Genomic DNA, 14869 nt, shown 5'->3' with positions numbered 1-14869 from the left:
TTCCGCGTACTAATCGTGATACTCTTCACAGGCAAGGAATAAATAATTCCTTATACTGCGCGCCACTGAGAATAACGAGGTTTCTATGAGTATCGACCTGAGCAAACTGCTGACCGAGCGACGTAACGCCAACAGCGCCAACATTGACACCCTCTCCACCCTCGAGATGCTGACGGTGATAAACCAGGAAGACCAGCAGGTAGCCCAGGCGATAACGCCCTATCTGCCGCAGATTGCCGAGGTGGTGGATAAGGTCGCGGCGGCGCTGCAGGCCGGTGGCCGCTTGATTTACATTGGCGCGGGTACCTCAGGGCGTCTGGGGATCCTCGATGCCAGTGAATGCCCACCGACCTTCGGCACCCGCCCGGAGCAGGTGGTGGGGATCATCGCCGGCGGACATAAAGCGATTCTCAGCGCCGTGGAAAACGTGGAAGACAACAAAGCGCAGGGGGCGATGGATCTGCAGAACCTGAACTTCAGCAACCGCGATGTGCTGGTGGGGCTGGCGGCCAGCGGACGCACGCCGTACGTCATTGGCGCCATGGAATACGCCCATAGTCAGAATGCCTTTGTCGCCATCGTCAGCTGTAACCCGCATGGCGAAATGGCCCAGCTGGCGGACGTGGCGATCACCCCGGTAGTCGGCCCGGAAGTGGTCACTGGCTCTACCCGCCTGAAAGCCGGCACCGCGCAGAAGCTGGTGCTGAACATGATCTCCACCGGGGCGATGATCCGCGTCGGCAAGGTGTACAGCAACCTGATGGTCGACGTTGAAGCGACCAACGCCAAGCTGATTGAGCGCCAGGTCTCTATCGTGATGGAGGCCACCGACTGCGATCGCGCCACCGCCCAGAAGGCGCTGGAGGCCTGCGGCCGCCACTGTAAAACGGCGATCGTGATGGTGCTGGCGGACTTAAGCGCCGCAGAGGCGCAGTCGCTGCTGGCGAAAAACAACGGCTATATCCGCAAGGCGCTCAGCAACACCTGAGCGCCGACAGACAGGTAACGGGCAATGGCAAAAATAACGAAAGAGATGATAGCGCGGATCCTCGCCCACGTGGGCGGCGCCGCAAACGTCGCGCAGGCGGGCAACTGCATGACGCGCCTGCGCTTGACCCTGCGCGATGAAAGTCTGGCCGACAGCGCCGCCATCCGCCAGATTGACGGCGTGATGGGGGTGATCGTCAGCGACGAGCAGTTCCAGGTGGTGCTCGGCCCCGGCAAGGCGCAAACCGCCGCCGAAATGATGAACGGCCTGCTGGAGGCGGCGCCCGCCGCCGCGCCGACGCTGGCCGACGTCGCGGCGGAGAAAAAGCAGGCGCTGAAGGGCAAGCAGACCAGCGCGGTGCAGAAGTTTCTCGCCAAATTCGCCACCATCTTTACGCCGCTGATCCCCGGCTTTATCGCCGTCGGGCTGCTGCTGGGCTTCGCCACCCTGGCGGAACAGGTTTTCGTGCTGGAGAACGCCCATCCGAACGCCAGCCTGGTGGCGCTGATTGGCTATATGAAGGTCTTCAGCAAAGGGATGTTCACCTTTCTGAGTATCCTGATCGGCTATAACGCGCAGAAGGCGTTCGGCGGCTCCGGCGTGAACGGCGCGATTATCGCCTCGCTGTTCGTGCTGGGCTACAACCCGGAGGCAACCAGCGGCTTCTACGCCGGCATTTCCACCTTCTTCGGCCATGGCATCGATCCGCGCGGCAATATCATCGGCGTACTGATCGCCGCTATCCTTGGCGCGTGGGTTGAACGCCAGGTGCGGCGGGTGATGCCGGCCAACCTCGATATGATCCTCACTTCGGCGGTGACGCTGCTGATCATGGGCGCGGTGACCTTTACGGTGATCATGCCGATTGGCGGCTGGTTGTTTACCGGCATGTCATGGCTGTTCCTGCATCTTAACGGCAACCCGTTTGGCTCGGCGGTGCTGGCCGGCCTGTTCCTGCTGGCGGTGATGTTCGGCGTCCATCAGGGGTTTGTCCCGGTCTATTTTGCGCTGGTGGACGCCCAGGGCTTTAACTCGCTGTTCCCGATCCTGGCGATGGCCGGGGCCGGGCAGGTGGGGGCGGCGCTGGCGCTGTTCTGGCGGGCGAAGCGCGATTCGCTGCTGCGAACCCAGATTAAAGGGGCGATTATTCCGGGCTTCCTCGGGATTGGCGAGCCGCTGATCTACGGCGTCACCCTGCCGCGGATGAAGCCGTTTGTCACCGCCTGCCTCGGCGGCGCCTGCGGCGGGTTCTTCGTCGGACTGATCGCCTGGCTGGGGCTGCCGGTCGGCCTGAACACGGTGTTCGGTCCGTCCGGTCTGGTGGCGCTGCCGCTGATGACCTCCGGCAGCGGAATTTACGCCGGGATGGCGGTCTACGCCGGCGGGCTGGCGGTCTCCTACCTGTGCGGTTTTGTCCTCACCTGGCTGTTCGGCAGTAAAAATGTCGATTTAAGCTAGAACGCGACTATCGGTTAATGCCCGGCGGCGGCTTCGCCTTACCGGGCCTGCAAAATAGTTACGCCGCCGCGCCCGACTACCATTTCCTGCCCCGCCGCCCGGGCGCGCGCATGCTATGATTCCCCTTTGTCATATTTCGCTTGAGGAAAAGATGGGCTCCAGCAAAAAAGGGATGCTGAACGTACTGATTGCCGCCGTGCTGTGGGGCAGTTCCGGGGTGTGTGCGCAATTTATTATGCAGGAAAGCCAGATGTCGTCGCCGTTTCTGACCATGACGCGTCTGCTGTTCGCCGGGCTGATCCTGCTGATGCTCGGCTTTGTTCACGGCGACCGCATTTTCCGCGTGCTGCAAAACCGCCGCGACGCCCTAAGCCTGCTGTTTTTCTCGCTGTTTGGCGCGCTAACCGTGCAGTTCACCTTTCTGATGACCATTGAAAAATCCAATGCCGCCACGGCCACGGTGCTGCAGTTTCTGTCGCCGACGATCATCGTCGCCTGGTTCGCCCTCGCCCGCAAAGCGCGTCCCACTCCGCTGGTGCTGGGGGCTATCTGCACCTCGCTGGCGGGCACCTTTCTGCTGGTGACCCACGGCAACCCAACGACGCTGTCGATTTCGCCGGCGGCGCTGTTCTGGGGGATCGCCTCGGCGTTTGCCGCCGCCTTTTATACCACCTATCCTTCAACGCTGATTGCCCGCTACGGGACGCTGCCCATCGTCGGCTGGAGCATGCTGTTCGGCGGCGCGATGCTGTTGCCGTTTTACGGCGGCCAGGGCACCGATTTTGTGGTTAACGGCAGCCTGCTGTTAGCTTTTTTCTACCTGGTGGTGATCGGTACTTCGCTGACCTTCAGCCTCTATCTCAACGGCGCGCAGAAGATTGGCGGCGCAAAGGCCGGGATCCTCAGCTGCGCCGAACCGCTGAGCAGCGCCCTGCTGTCGCTCCTGCTGCTGGGGATCACCTTCACGCTGCCGGACTGGCTGGGCACTCTGCTGATCCTCGCGTCGGTGGTGCTGATCGCCATCGACTCGCGGCGGCGGGTGAGAGCCGCCTGAGCAGGCGAGAAAAAGCGCATTTTCAATAAGTTAAACTGACCACTATTTGCGTGTTTTCGCGCCTGCGCATATAGTTGACGGAAGCGATTACGGAAGGAGAAGCCTGATGAAAGCATGTTGGATGGTATGCCTGGTCACCGCCCTGAGCGCCACGTCGGCGTGGGCCGAATCACCGCTGCAAAGCCTGCAGTTCGAGCAGCAAAAACAGCAGGTGCTCAAAGCGGTGAAGGAAAAATGCGCGCCAGCAAGCCACCTCAGCGACAACGATTTTGCCAATAAAGTGCTGGCGACCGACGGTAACAAGAACGCGGTCCGCGAAGCAACGCTGGCGAAGGAGCGCAATAACCAGAAAAGCTACCAGGCCGCAATCGACAAAATCGTCTGTCCGGCCAAATAGCGGTTATTTCAGCCTCGCGACCAGCGTTTTCCAGTCAAACGGCGTAAGCTGCCTGTAGCTCAGGCTACGGGCGGCCATCTGCTCCGGCAGCTGGCGCTGGCTTTTCGCGATCGCCTCGCTCATTATCCCGGCGCTCCCCACGTCACGCAGGGTTTTCACCACCTCCTCCATCTCTTCGCTGCGCCGAATGCCATGTTCCGCCACCCGGCTGATCAGATAGTCGGGGAACGCGCCTGTCCAGCCCAGAGAGGGGAAACTATGATGCAAGGAGCTAAGCACCTCCTCCTCAACGCCGTATTCACGAGCCGCGAACAGGCATTCTGTGGTAAGCGCTTCAAGACCTTTGATCATCACGCTACGGCACATTTTTATCGCCGACACCTGGCCCACCGTACTGGCGCCATAGCGGGCATTCAGCCCCAGCCTCTGCAGACGCGGCGCGATCGCCTCCGCCTGCGGCCCGCCGATCAATAACGGTGTCTGCAATCGGGCCGGCGGTACCGGCGCCATCACCGCGACATCAATGTAGGCGCCCGGCAGAAAATGTTCAGCCGCCTGCCGTTTCGTCTCCGGCGCCACGGAGTTGAGATCGAGGAAATATTGTCCCGGCTGCAGCAGCGCGGCCGCCTGCTGCGCCACCTTTAGCGCCTCACCGGCGGTCACAGTAGAAAAAACCAGCGTGGCCCCCTCCAGCGCCTGCGCCAGCGAATTTCCCACCTGAACGCGCGAATCACGGGCTTTACTGAGCATTGCCTCTCGCTCCGGGCCATTGAGCTTGCAATCCCAAATGGTCACCGCATGCTCACGGGCCAGATCCGCCGCCAGAATGCCACCCGCCTCGCCAAAACCAATAAACGCGATTGTCATCATCACTCCTCACGCGGCCAGACGCGGGCCGGAATAAAAACCTCGCCAGCAAACAGCAGTCGCGCCGTGCGTAACAGGCCGCAGCCAGCCAGGGCGCCGTCAGCATCAAGCTGAAGCGTCACGCTAAATTCGCCTGTCGGATGCTCGACGCTGAGCAGCGGCGTATCGCCTGGCGCTACCTGCGCCAGGCCCTGCGCGACAGAGCCGGGGAGCAGACAAGCGCTGGCCACGCTCACCGCGCCAAATACGCCGATCGACGCGTGGCAGCGGTGGGGGATAAAGGTGCGGCTGCTGATGGCGCCGCCGTGTCGCGGCTCGGCGATCAGGGTCATCTTGGGCACCGTGCGCTGGCTGACGTCGCCAAGCTGCATCAGCGGCCCGGCCTGCAGGCGAATCGACTCCAGGCGACGTTTAAGCGCGTCGTCATTATCCAGCTGTTCGCGCGTCTCATAGCCGGTGCAACCGAGGTCGCAAGCGCGCAGCAGGATCACCGGCATTCCGTTATCGATGCAGGTCACCTCGACGCCGTCAAAACGGTCACGAACCCGGCCGGTCGGCAGCAGCGCCCCGCAGCTGGAGCCGGCGACATCAAGAAAATGGAGCAGGATCGGGCTGGCGCTGCCCGGCACGCCATCGATACGGCTCTCGCCGACGTAGTTGACCCCGTCGGCGTCACAGGGGATCTCTGCCACCGCCAGTTGCCCCGTGTTCTCCATAAAAATACGCACCCGAGTGAGCGGCGCATCGTGACGAACCAGACCGCGCTCGATGGCGAAAGGGCCAACGGCGGCGAGAATATTGCCGCAGTTTTGGCCATAATCCACGGTAGCCGCCGCCACGTTCACCTGGGCAAACAGATAGTCCACATCGGCGTCAGGCCGTGCGGAGCGGCGGATAATCGCCACTTTGCTGGTCAGCGGATCGGCGCCGCCGATCCCGTCAATTTGCCGGGGATCAGGCGAGCCCATCACCGCCAGCAGCACCGCATCACGTCGCACCGGATCGGCAGGCAGATCGTCGGCCAGAAAACAGGCCGCTTTAGAGGTGCCGCCGCGCATCCATAGACAGGGGATTCCGCGTTGCGCCATTTATTCCTCCACCTCGTCTGCGCGGTCGTAATACCGCAGGCCCTTTTCCGCCAGACGCGGACGCATAGCGTAAATATCCAGCCCCAGCTCGCCATTGCGCATCCGCTCACGTTTCGCAAGCTCATTGCTCATGCGGGCTTCCGCTTTATGGAGCACATCACGGACCCGGGCGTGAGGCAGCACCACGACGCCATCGTCGTCGGCCACTACGACATCGCCCGGCTGTACAAGCTGACCTGCGCATATCACCGGGACGTTAACCGAACCGAGGCTCTCTTTCACCGTCCCCTGGGCATAAACCTGACGGGACCAGACGGCGAATCCCATTTCCCGCAACGTTTGCGAATCACGAATGCCGATATCGCCCACCAACCCGACCACGCCGCGCGATTGGAGAGACGTCGCCAGTAGATCGCCGAAGAAGCCATCGCCGCACGGCGAGGTCGGGGCCACCACCAGAATATCGCCGGCGCGGCACTGCTCGACCGCCACATGAAACATCCAGTTGTCGCCAGGCGTCACCAGCACGGTTACCGCGTTGCCCGCCCGGCTGACGCCCTGCTGAATCGGACGGATTGCCGGTCCCATCAGCCCCTGACGATCCCAGGCTTCATGGAGCGTCGCCACCCCGGCCGCCTCACAGCGGCGCAAAACCGCCTCGTCATGGCGCGGCAGGTGGCGGATCACAAGGCCTTTTTTATTTAACAGGTTCATGCCAGGTTCTCCGTTACGCGGGGGAAGATGCTCTGGAAGGCTTCGCCGTGAACGATATCGCGCGCGGCCGTGATGCCGATATTGCGCTTGGCCTGCACCCCGCGCTGCAGCGCCACGCGGGTGTAGTATTCCCACAGATGCTCCTGACCCTGCATGCACTGAATGGCCTGATACTTTTTCTCCCAGACAGCGGTGATGTCCAGTAACACATCGGGTTTCCAGTTGCACTGCTCCGGCTGGTGCGGTTCGAAACAGTAAACCGGGGGAGCAGCGACAATTTTCTCACCGGGGCGATAGCCCTCTGCCTGGGCGATAATCCGCGCTTCCTGCGCCAGATGGGAGGCCAGGGGGTGATCGTAGTTATAGGGATCCTGCAGGGAGTGCGTCAGGACAAAGTGGGGCTGGATACGGCGATACACATCCGCCAGACGAAATAGCGTCTCTTTATCGGCGCGCAGCGGATAGTCACCGATATCAAAGAATTCGACGCTGGCGCCCAGGATCGCGGCGGCGGCCTGCGCCTCTTCGCGACGCACCTGCTTCACCGCCTCCTCGGTCATGTTGCCTTTACGCCACAGTTTGGCGGACTCGCCGCGCTCGCCAAAGGATAAACAGACCACATGGACCTGATAGCCCTGCAGGGCATGCAGCGCTATCGCACCGCCCGCGCGCCAGACGAAATCGGCCGAGTGGGCGCTGACGACAAGGGCACTTTTTTCGCTAATCGGATGAGACATGATGGCTTCCTCTGTTGTTTTTTTCAGCTTGTCATGTCCCGTCGTGGGGAGGTAATTCGTTAACTTGCGAAGGCTATGATTTTTATTTATGTTGTCGTTTCACTCACTTTTTCAGGCCTGACGAACAATGCTAAAGAGAAAGCACGATAAAATTATAAATATCATGCAGCTGCGCTTTTTCTGTCAGGTCGCGCTGCGCGGTAGCGTCTCACGCGCGGCCGATGACTTATTCCGCACGCAGTCAGCGATAACCCGGGCTATTCGCGATCTTGAAGCCGCGTTGAACGTCACGCTGTTCGAACGCCATTACAGCGGCATGGTGCCCACCGAGTATGGCAAGTGCATCCTGCCGCGCGCCCGGCGGGCGATTGACGACCTGCAGGCCATCCCGGCGCTGCTGCAGAAGCACCATACCCGCAGCAGCGGCCCGCTGGCGGACGCCGGCTGGCTGTTCAATACCCGCCGCTTAGCCATTTTTATTCAGCTCTATCACGTCAACCATACCCAAACCGTCGCGCAACAGTTGGGGATCACTCAGCCGGCGGTCAGTGCCGCGCTGAAGGTCCTGGAAAAAGGAGCGGATTCGGCGCTATTTCGCCGGACGCCAGAGGGGGTGCGTCCCACGCCTGCCGCGGAGCTACTCTATCCCCCGGTGAGCAGAGCGCTCAACGAGCTGGAAAACATCTGGAGCGATCTCGCTGCCCGTCGCGGGGTGCTGGAGGGCACCGTGCGCATTGGCGCCCTGCCGCTGAGCCGGACCCGGCTACTGCCCTCCGCCATCGCCGCCTTTCTGGCCCAGCACCCGGGCATCACCCTCATGACCAATGAAAGCCCGTATGAGTCGCTGGTCGCCGATATGCGGGCAGGTAATATCGATTTTATTATCGGCGCCCTGCGCCAGGATGAAGATCTCCCGGACCTCTGTAGCGAAGCGTTATTCGAAGAGGATATGTTGATTTTACTGCGTAATAACCACCCGCTGCTTCGCCATCCGGACCCGCGCAGCCAGCTGGCGACAGCGCAATGGGTGCTGCCGCGCGCCAACGCGCCGGCGCGCAATTTGCTGGATAAGGCGTTTGTCACCCTGGGGCTGCCGCTGCCTCAGCCGACGGTGGAGACCGGGGATGCGGCGATGGTGCGAGGATTGCTGCAGGGCTCCGACATGCTGGCGGCGGTCTCCGCCAGCCAGATGCGTTTTGAAACTGACAATGGGCTGCTCAGCGTGTTGCCGGTTCCCCTGCCCGATACCACCCGGCGTATCGGGCTGACGTTTCGCGCAGGCAGCCTGCCCTCCCCGGCGACGCAGGCGCTGTTGCGTTTTATTTATCAGCAGGTTCAGGACGGGGCCGTTTAACGTTTACCCGCCACCGAATAGGTTACCTGCTGGTTGCGCGTTTGCTGAAACGCCTCCAGCGTCTGCCCGCGCATCGCGGCGTAAATATGCAGGTTGGATACGCCGACCACCGCGCCCATTTTCTCCAGCAGGAAGAAGCTGGCGCCATACTGAATTAATCCCCGCCAGTCGCGCGCGTTGAGCAACTGCTGTTCCTCCTCACTCAGTCCGGCTTCGGCATAAAGCGACTGAGGCGACTGCAGAAAACGTTCGCGCCAGGCAGGCTCAATCAGCCGATGCAGGAAACGGTTAAGCCGCAAGCCATTCAGGCTGCGCTCGTGGGTAAAAGGATAGGTTCCCGGCAGTTTCTCCACCCCGGCCAGCTGCTGCGCCATATGCTGGCGATGGCGCGTCAGGGTATCGACGGGGGGCAGGCGCGCATTGTTCTCAAGGATCAGCGTGGCGATACCGGTCATCGACGGCAGGTAATAGTCGCGCCAGGTTTCGGTGACATTGGCTGATAGCGCGCCGCGCATCACCAGCCACATGATCACTTCGGACCCCTCCATCCCCCCCAGCTCGGCATATTCGCCAAGGGTCATTTCGGTAAGCTTTTCCGGGTCATTAACCAGCATATCAACAAACTGGGCATCCCAGTCGGGATTATTAAATCCGCAGCGCTCGCCATGAACCTGATGCGAGAGCCCGCCGGTCGCGACAATCGCCACATTGATATCTTCCGGGAAGCTTTCAATCGCCCGGCGCAGCGCCTGGCCGAGTTTGTAACAACGGCGCGCGCTTGGTACCGGAAATTGCAGCACGCCGATCTGTAACGGGATCACCGCCGTCGGCCACCCCTGCGCTTCATCCCAGGGCAACAGCGCCGAAAGCGGCGAGAAAAGGCCGTGGTCGAGCTTTTTATCCATAAAGAACGACATATCAAACTCGTCGGCCATCAGGCTGGCGCCAATGTGCCTTGAGAGCGCCGCGTTGCCCTGGACCGGCGGCAGGCAGCGCGGTCCGCCGCCCTCATCGGCAACGTCATATTGACTATCGATTCCCAGCGTAAAAGTCGAATAGTGATCGAAGAAAAAGGCGGTCACATGGTCATTAAAGATGTACACCAGCGCATCCGGTTTTTTCTCCTCCAGCCAGCGCTGCAGCGGTTCGAAGCTCTGGAAGATCGGCGCCCACGCCGGGTCCTGCTGTTTATGATGATCGACCGCGAAGCCGATAGTCGGGGTATGAGAGACGGCGATACCGCCGAGAATGTTAGCCATCAGATAACTCCACTTATCGGTGTTCGAGGGGGGATGACAAAGCGTCAAGTTCTGCCTCTGTGAGTCGAGGCTTAGCGTGATTCATACGGTGCAACAAAATACAGATCCCCGCCAGGCAGGCCGGCAGCGCAAGCACCAAAAAGATCGACGAGTGTCCCGGCACGGCCAGCATCAGCATCCCGCCCAGCGTGGAGCTGAGGATAGCCCCGGTACGGCCGATACCATGCATCCAGCTGACGCCGGTAGCGCGGATCTCGGTTTGATAATAGGCGGGCGAATAGGCCTGCAGACCGTTCTGCGCGCCGTTAATGCACATCCCGCTGATAAAAATCAGCACCGACAGCGCCGCCGAACCGAAATCCATTACCCCCTGGGACAACAGGCACAGACAGCCGAGGAAATAGGTTGCCGCAATCACGGCTTTCGCCGAAGCGCGATCCATCAGCATACCGACAAGGATCCCGCCCAGCGGGCCGCCGAGCTGGAACAAGCCGGTCATCATCGCCGCCTGCTGCAGCGACAGCCCGCCGGAGCGGAGAATGGTTGGCAGCCAGCCGTTCAGCAGGTAAATCACGAACAGCCCCATAAAATAGGTTAACCACAGCGCTATCGTGCCGCGGGCATAGCCATGCCGGAACAGCTGCGCCACTTTGCTGCTCCGCGTGATGGGCGGCGCATTCAGCTGGAAAACGGTTTCAGCCGTAAACTGGCCCCCAAGCCGGTTAAGCGCCCTGGCGATCTGCTCGCCCGGTAGTCGGCGCGCCACCATGTTCATCGCCGACTCTGGCAACATCACGATCATAAAGGGGAGCACCACGAGCGGCAGCACGCCGCCAAAAACCAGCGCCGAGTGCCAGCTGTAATGCGATAACAAACCGGCGGCGATAAAGCCGCCGAGGCCGGAACCCACGTTAAAACCGCTGTACATCAGGGTGATCATCACCCCTTTACGCCGCTCCGGCATATATTCCGCCACCAGCGTGACGCAGTTGGGCATTACGGCGCCAAGGCCAAGGCCGGTGAGAAAACGCATCAGCGCCAGCTGCGTCGGGCTTTGCGCCACGGCGCCGGCCAGGCTGAACAGCGCAAACAGCGCCACCGACCAGAGTAAAATTCGCTTTCGGCCGTAGCGGTCAGAAAGCGGACCCGCTACCAGGGCGCCAATGGCGACGCCGAACATGGCCGCCCCAAGAATCGGCCCCATTTCGGCCCGGCTGATGCCCCAGTCCTCGATGAGCGCCGGGGCGACAAAGCCCATCACCGCGGCGTCATACCCATCCAGCATAATGATGATGAAACAGAGCAGCAGCACGTTCCATTGAAAGCGCGAGACCGGGCGGGTATCTATCCACGCTTTCACATCGACAACGTTCGTGTGATTCATAGGGTGACTTCCTCAAGCAGGCGGTACGAATGTTCTGGTTAGTGTTTTTTGAGTGGAACTTTCGTACTCAACTTAAGGCAGGTCACGCAGGCTGTCCGGTTCGAAAATCCGGCGTCAGATATGAGTTTTATTTATAATGTGAGGGATACGACAAAAACCAGCCAGCAAAAAACCCGCAGCCAACGGCGGCGGGTCAGGGCAAGAGCAGCGTTTAGTGCTTCGGAATAATTAAATCGCCGCGCAGCGGGCTGCCGCCCGGGTTGTCCGTTTTCTCGGTCAGCCAGTTGACGATCCGCGACGCCATCGCGTCCATGGAATATTCAATCGCCGGGATAGTCGGGATACCGGGCAGCTGTAACGATCCGGCGAGGCTAAACACCATGACATTTTGCGGAACGGCGCGGTTAAACGCCTGCAGCTGCGGCACCACGCGCTGCGCCTGCTGTTCATCGCTCACCAGCAGCGCGTTAAAGTTCAGCGTCGTGGCGTTATTGACCAGCTCCTGCACCGCCACCGACGGCGAGGTGTTATCCAGAAACACCAGGTTGCGATTAAACGGCAAAAAGTTTTTTTCCAGCGCGTGCTTGTAGCCCAGCAGCACCTGGTCGGCAAAGCCGCTGCTCTGCGGATGAATCAGCGCAATCTGCCGTCTCCCCTGGCTAATCAGATAGTGACAGGCGGTTTCGGCGGCGAAAGCATGATCGAACTGAATACTGTTGTCGCCTTCGCTATCGAGGCAGTCCACCAGCACCACGTCCGGGCGGTTAATATTCAGAGGAAAACGCGCGCCGATGATTAGCACGTTATCGCACAGCCCGCAGGTCAACTCCTCCAGAGAGTTCATCACGCCGTTGCTGGTGTTGGCGAAGCGCAGCAGCAGGTGTTTCTGGTGCTGGCTGAGCTGTTTTTCCAGGGCGTAGAGATAGCTGGTGGTTTGGTTGATGTTGTCCTGGGCGCAGATGACGCCGATGCAGCCGGTGGACTGGCTGAGCAATGACTGGGCTATCATGTTTGGCCGGTAATTGAGCGCTTCCGCCGCCTGCAGCACCGCCTGACGACTGGCTTCCTTCACGCCACGTGAGCCGCTCAACACTCGCGACACCGTGGCTTTGGAAACCCCGGCAAGTCGTGAAACATCATTGATTGTCGACATCATTTTCCCCTGCGCGGGCGCCGCGTCCCGCCAAAATCCTGTAAACCTGAATCGCTTCAATTATGACCAGCGCAGTATATCCATTTCGCCATTTGTTTGGAAACCGATTTTCCATTTCAGCGCAAAACATCGCCAAATCGACAGAATAATGTGAGCGAAATCCAATAAATCCGCCCTATAAGCAGGAGATATTGACCACTATCACAGTTCTGCTTTTTATAAATGGAAACCGGTTTCCGTCTGATATCAAATCACCCACGCAATAACTTTTTACATTTTGAGGATGGTCGTCGATGTACAAGATTATGCTGTGCTGCTCTGCCGGGATGTCCACCAGTCTGCTGGTCAGAAAGATGGTTGAGGCGGCGAATGAACGTGACCTGCCGGTGCAGATTGACGCCTATGGCGTTTCCGAATTTGACATGCAGTTTCCGCAGTATCAGGTGGTGTTGCTTGGCCCCCAGGTGAAATACATGTTGAAAACCCTGTCTGACAAAGCGGCTTCCCTGAACATTCCCGTTCAGCCCATCGATACGATGGACTACGGTATGCAGCGGGGAGACAACGTCCTGAATTATGCTCTGTCGCTGATCCCAGCGGCGCACTGAGAGGTGTTGAAATGAGTTCTCTGTATCAGTCCATGATTGCCGTGATCGAGCAATCTATTACTCCGCTGGCAGGACGCCTTGGGCAGCAGAAATACGTTATCGCTATCCGCGATGGCTTCACTGCCGCCTTGCCGTTTATGATCATCGGCTCTTTCATGCTGGTATTTATCTTTCCGCCGTTTTCACCCGATACCACCAACGGCTTTGCCCGCGGCTGGCTTGATTTCTCCCAGCACTACCGCGAACAACTGATGCTGCCGTTTAACCTCAGCATGGGCGTGATGACCTTCTTTATCTCGGTCGGCATTGGCGCCAGCCTCGGTCGTCAGTTTCAGCTCGATCCGGTGATGTCCGGTCTGCTGGCGTTTATGGCTTTCCTGCTGGTCGCCGCGCCCTATGCCGATGGCAAAATTTCCACTCAGTATCTGTCCGGTCAGGGCATTTTCACCGCGCTGATCACCGCCATCTACTCCACCCGCGTTTACGCGTGGCTGAAGCAAAACAACATTACGATTCGTCTGCCGAAAGAGGTCCCCACCGGCGTCGCCCGTTCGTTTGAAATCCTGATCCCGGTGCTGGTGGTTATTGCGACTCTGCATCCGCTGAATCTGTTTATCGAAGCGCAGACCGGGATGATCCTGCCGCAGGCGATCATGCATCTGCTGGAGCCGCTGGTTTCCGCCTCCGACTCGCTGCCGGCGATTTTGCTCTCTGTTCTGATGTGCCAGATTTTCTGGTTCGCCGGTATCCACGGCTCGCTGATTGTTACCGGCATTATGAACCCGTTCTGGATGGCCAACCTGTCGGCAAACCAGGCGGCGCTGGCGGCTGGCACGGTACTGCCGCACGTCTACCTGCAGGGCTTCTGGGATCACTATCTGCTGATTGGCGGCGTCGGTTCTACCCTGCCGCTGGCCTTCCTGCTGCTGCGTAGCCGGGCCACCCATCTGCGCACCATCGGCAAGATGGGCATCGTGCCGAGCTTCTTTAATATCAACGAGCCGATTCTGTTCGGGGCGCCGATCATCATGAACCCGATGATGTTTATCCCCTTCGTCTGCGTACCGATGGTCAACGCGGTGCTGGCTTACGGCGCGACGCGTCTTGGCTGGCTGAGCCAGGTGGTGTCGCTGACGCCGTGGACTACGCCGGCCCCAATTGGCGCGTCGTGGGCGGCTAACTGGACCCTGAGCCCGGTGGTGATGTGTCTCATCTGCATGGTGATGTCGGCGGTCATTTACCTGCCGTTCCTGCGCGCTTATGAACGTTCCTTAATGAAAACCGAAGTTGAGAAAGCCAAAAATAGCGTTCCGGTAGCAGAAACCGTTAGCTAATCCCTCTCCTTCCGGAGAGATAATAAGATGACAGCGTAATAATGCAGAAAATGGACTTTCACTGCATTATTAAATAATAAATACCTCAGGAATACACATGATTGAATTAGAAGATGCGGTAATGGAAATTATCGTTAATGCGGGACAGTCACGCTCATTATGTTTTGAAGCGCTGCATGCGGCCCGAACCGGAAATATCGACGAAGCGCGCTTACTCTTAAACGAGGCCGACGGCTACGCCCGCCGGGCGCATCAGATGCAAACCCAGCTCATCGGGCAGGATGCCGGTGAAGCGCGTCAGCCCATGACGCTGATTATGGTACATGCCCAGGATCATTTGATGAATTCGCTGCTGGCCCGCGAGTTCTCAGAAGAATTAATCCATCTGTACCAGCGTTAATTAATATGGCATAACGTTAGCGAGAATATTATTCTCCGGCGTCGCTGTACCCTAAAAAACAAATCAGCTTATTT

The 14869-nt window shown here is 59.5% G+C and carries 15 protein-coding genes; 8 read left to right on the top strand and 7 right to left on the bottom strand.

Going from position 1 to position 14869, the window contains the following annotated elements:
• Positions 1-85 precede the first annotated feature (85 nt).
• The 4 genes from murQ to KB890_RS14610 all read left to right on the top strand — a co-directional run bounded on the left by murQ (position 86) and on the right by KB890_RS14610 (position 3897).
• The gene (murQ, locus tag KB890_RS14625; RefSeq protein ID WP_002923109.1) at positions 86-988 is read left to right on the top strand and encodes an N-acetylmuramic acid 6-phosphate etherase; all 903 of its coding nucleotides are present in this window, start codon (positions 86-88) and stop codon (positions 986-988) included.
• Positions 989-1012: 24 nt separating this feature from the next.
• On the top strand, positions 1013-2446 hold the full coding sequence (gene murP, locus KB890_RS14620) for a PTS N-acetylmuramic acid transporter subunit IIBC (protein WP_002923111.1): 1434 nt from the start codon (positions 1013-1015) through the stop codon (positions 2444-2446).
• Positions 2447-2597: 151 nt separating this feature from the next.
• Entirely contained in the window at positions 2598-3500 is a 903-nt protein-coding gene (locus KB890_RS14615; RefSeq protein ID WP_002923118.1) for a DMT family transporter, read from the top strand.
• A 106-nt stretch (positions 3501-3606) separates the two neighbouring features.
• Positions 3607-3897, top strand: a complete 291-nt coding sequence (locus KB890_RS14610) for a YicS family protein (protein WP_002923120.1) — start codon at positions 3607-3609, stop codon at positions 3895-3897.
• A gap of 3 nt (positions 3898-3900) precedes the next feature.
• Here the strand turns inward: KB890_RS14610 and KB890_RS14605 are convergent, their stop codons facing one another.
• From KB890_RS14605 to galB, 4 genes are read right to left on the bottom strand one after another with little or no spacing between them, the layout of a single operon-like run.
• On the bottom strand, positions 3901-4764 hold the full coding sequence (locus KB890_RS14605; protein WP_004181570.1) for an NAD(P)-dependent oxidoreductase: 864 nt from the start codon (positions 4762-4764) through the stop codon (positions 3901-3903).
• Positions 4765-4766: 2 nt separating this feature from the next.
• Positions 4767-5852 carry a 4-oxalomesaconate tautomerase gene (locus tag KB890_RS14600; RefSeq protein ID WP_004145035.1) on the bottom strand — a complete coding sequence of 362 codons (1086 nt, stop codon included), beginning with the start codon at positions 5850-5852 and terminating at the stop codon, positions 4767-4769.
• Positions 5853-6566 (bottom strand): 4-carboxy-4-hydroxy-2-oxoadipate aldolase/oxaloacetate decarboxylase, encoded by a 714-nt coding sequence (locus KB890_RS14595; RefSeq protein ID WP_004145036.1) that lies wholly within the window; start codon positions 6564-6566, stop codon positions 5853-5855.
• The gene (gene galB / locus KB890_RS14590; RefSeq protein WP_004181571.1) at positions 6563-7303 is read right to left on the bottom strand and encodes a 4-oxalmesaconate hydratase; all 741 of its coding nucleotides are present in this window, start codon (positions 7301-7303) and stop codon (positions 6563-6565) included. Before galB ends, KB890_RS14595 begins: the two co-directional genes overlap by 4 nt.
• Positions 7304-7430: 127 nt before the next feature.
• Here galB and KB890_RS14585 point away from each other — a divergent pair, with 127 nt between their 5' ends.
• Positions 7431-8657: a LysR family transcriptional regulator gene (locus tag KB890_RS14585; protein ID WP_002923147.1), complete on the top strand. Its 1227-nt coding sequence runs from the start codon at positions 7431-7433 to the stop codon at positions 8655-8657.
• Here the strand turns inward: KB890_RS14585 and KB890_RS14580 are convergent.
• The 3 genes from KB890_RS14580 to KB890_RS14570 form a co-directional block, all read right to left on the bottom strand.
• The gene (locus KB890_RS14580; RefSeq protein WP_002923152.1) at positions 8654-9916 is read right to left on the bottom strand and encodes a gallate dioxygenase; all 1263 of its coding nucleotides are present in this window, start codon (positions 9914-9916) and stop codon (positions 8654-8656) included. The genes KB890_RS14585 and KB890_RS14580 overlap by 4 nt on opposite strands.
• Before the next feature lie 13 nt (positions 9917-9929).
• Complete coding sequence (locus tag KB890_RS14575; protein ID WP_002923153.1) at positions 9930-11300, bottom strand: MFS transporter; 1371 nt, start codon at positions 11298-11300, stop codon at positions 9930-9932.
• A 211-nt stretch (positions 11301-11511) separates the two neighbouring features.
• Positions 11512-12453, bottom strand: a complete 942-nt coding sequence (locus tag KB890_RS14570) for a LacI family DNA-binding transcriptional regulator (RefSeq protein ID WP_020324162.1) — start codon at positions 12451-12453, stop codon at positions 11512-11514.
• 293 nt (positions 12454-12746) lie between these two features.
• On the opposite strand from KB890_RS14570, the gene KB890_RS14565 reads away from it, so the two are divergent.
• The 3 genes from KB890_RS14565 (at position 12747) to KB890_RS14555 (ending at position 14795) form a co-directional block, all read left to right on the top strand.
• Positions 12747-13061, top strand: a complete 315-nt coding sequence (locus KB890_RS14565) for a PTS sugar transporter subunit IIB (protein WP_004145041.1) — start codon at positions 12747-12749, stop codon at positions 13059-13061.
• An 11-nt stretch (positions 13062-13072) separates the two neighbouring features.
• A complete protein-coding gene (locus KB890_RS14560; protein WP_002923156.1) occupies positions 13073-14395 on the top strand; it encodes a PTS cellobiose transporter subunit IIC in 1323 nt (440 codons plus the stop codon).
• Between the two features lie 97 nt (positions 14396-14492).
• Complete coding sequence (locus KB890_RS14555; RefSeq protein WP_002923158.1) at positions 14493-14795, top strand: PTS lactose/cellobiose transporter subunit IIA; 303 nt, start codon at positions 14493-14495, stop codon at positions 14793-14795.
• The last annotated feature ends 74 nt before the right edge of the window (positions 14796-14869 follow it).

This window comes from Klebsiella sp. P1954, from assembly GCF_018199955.1.
GTDB classification, from domain to species: Bacteria; Pseudomonadota; Gammaproteobacteria; order Enterobacterales; family Enterobacteriaceae; genus Klebsiella; species Klebsiella pneumoniae.
This window is presented reverse-complemented; position numbering and strand designations above follow the sequence as displayed.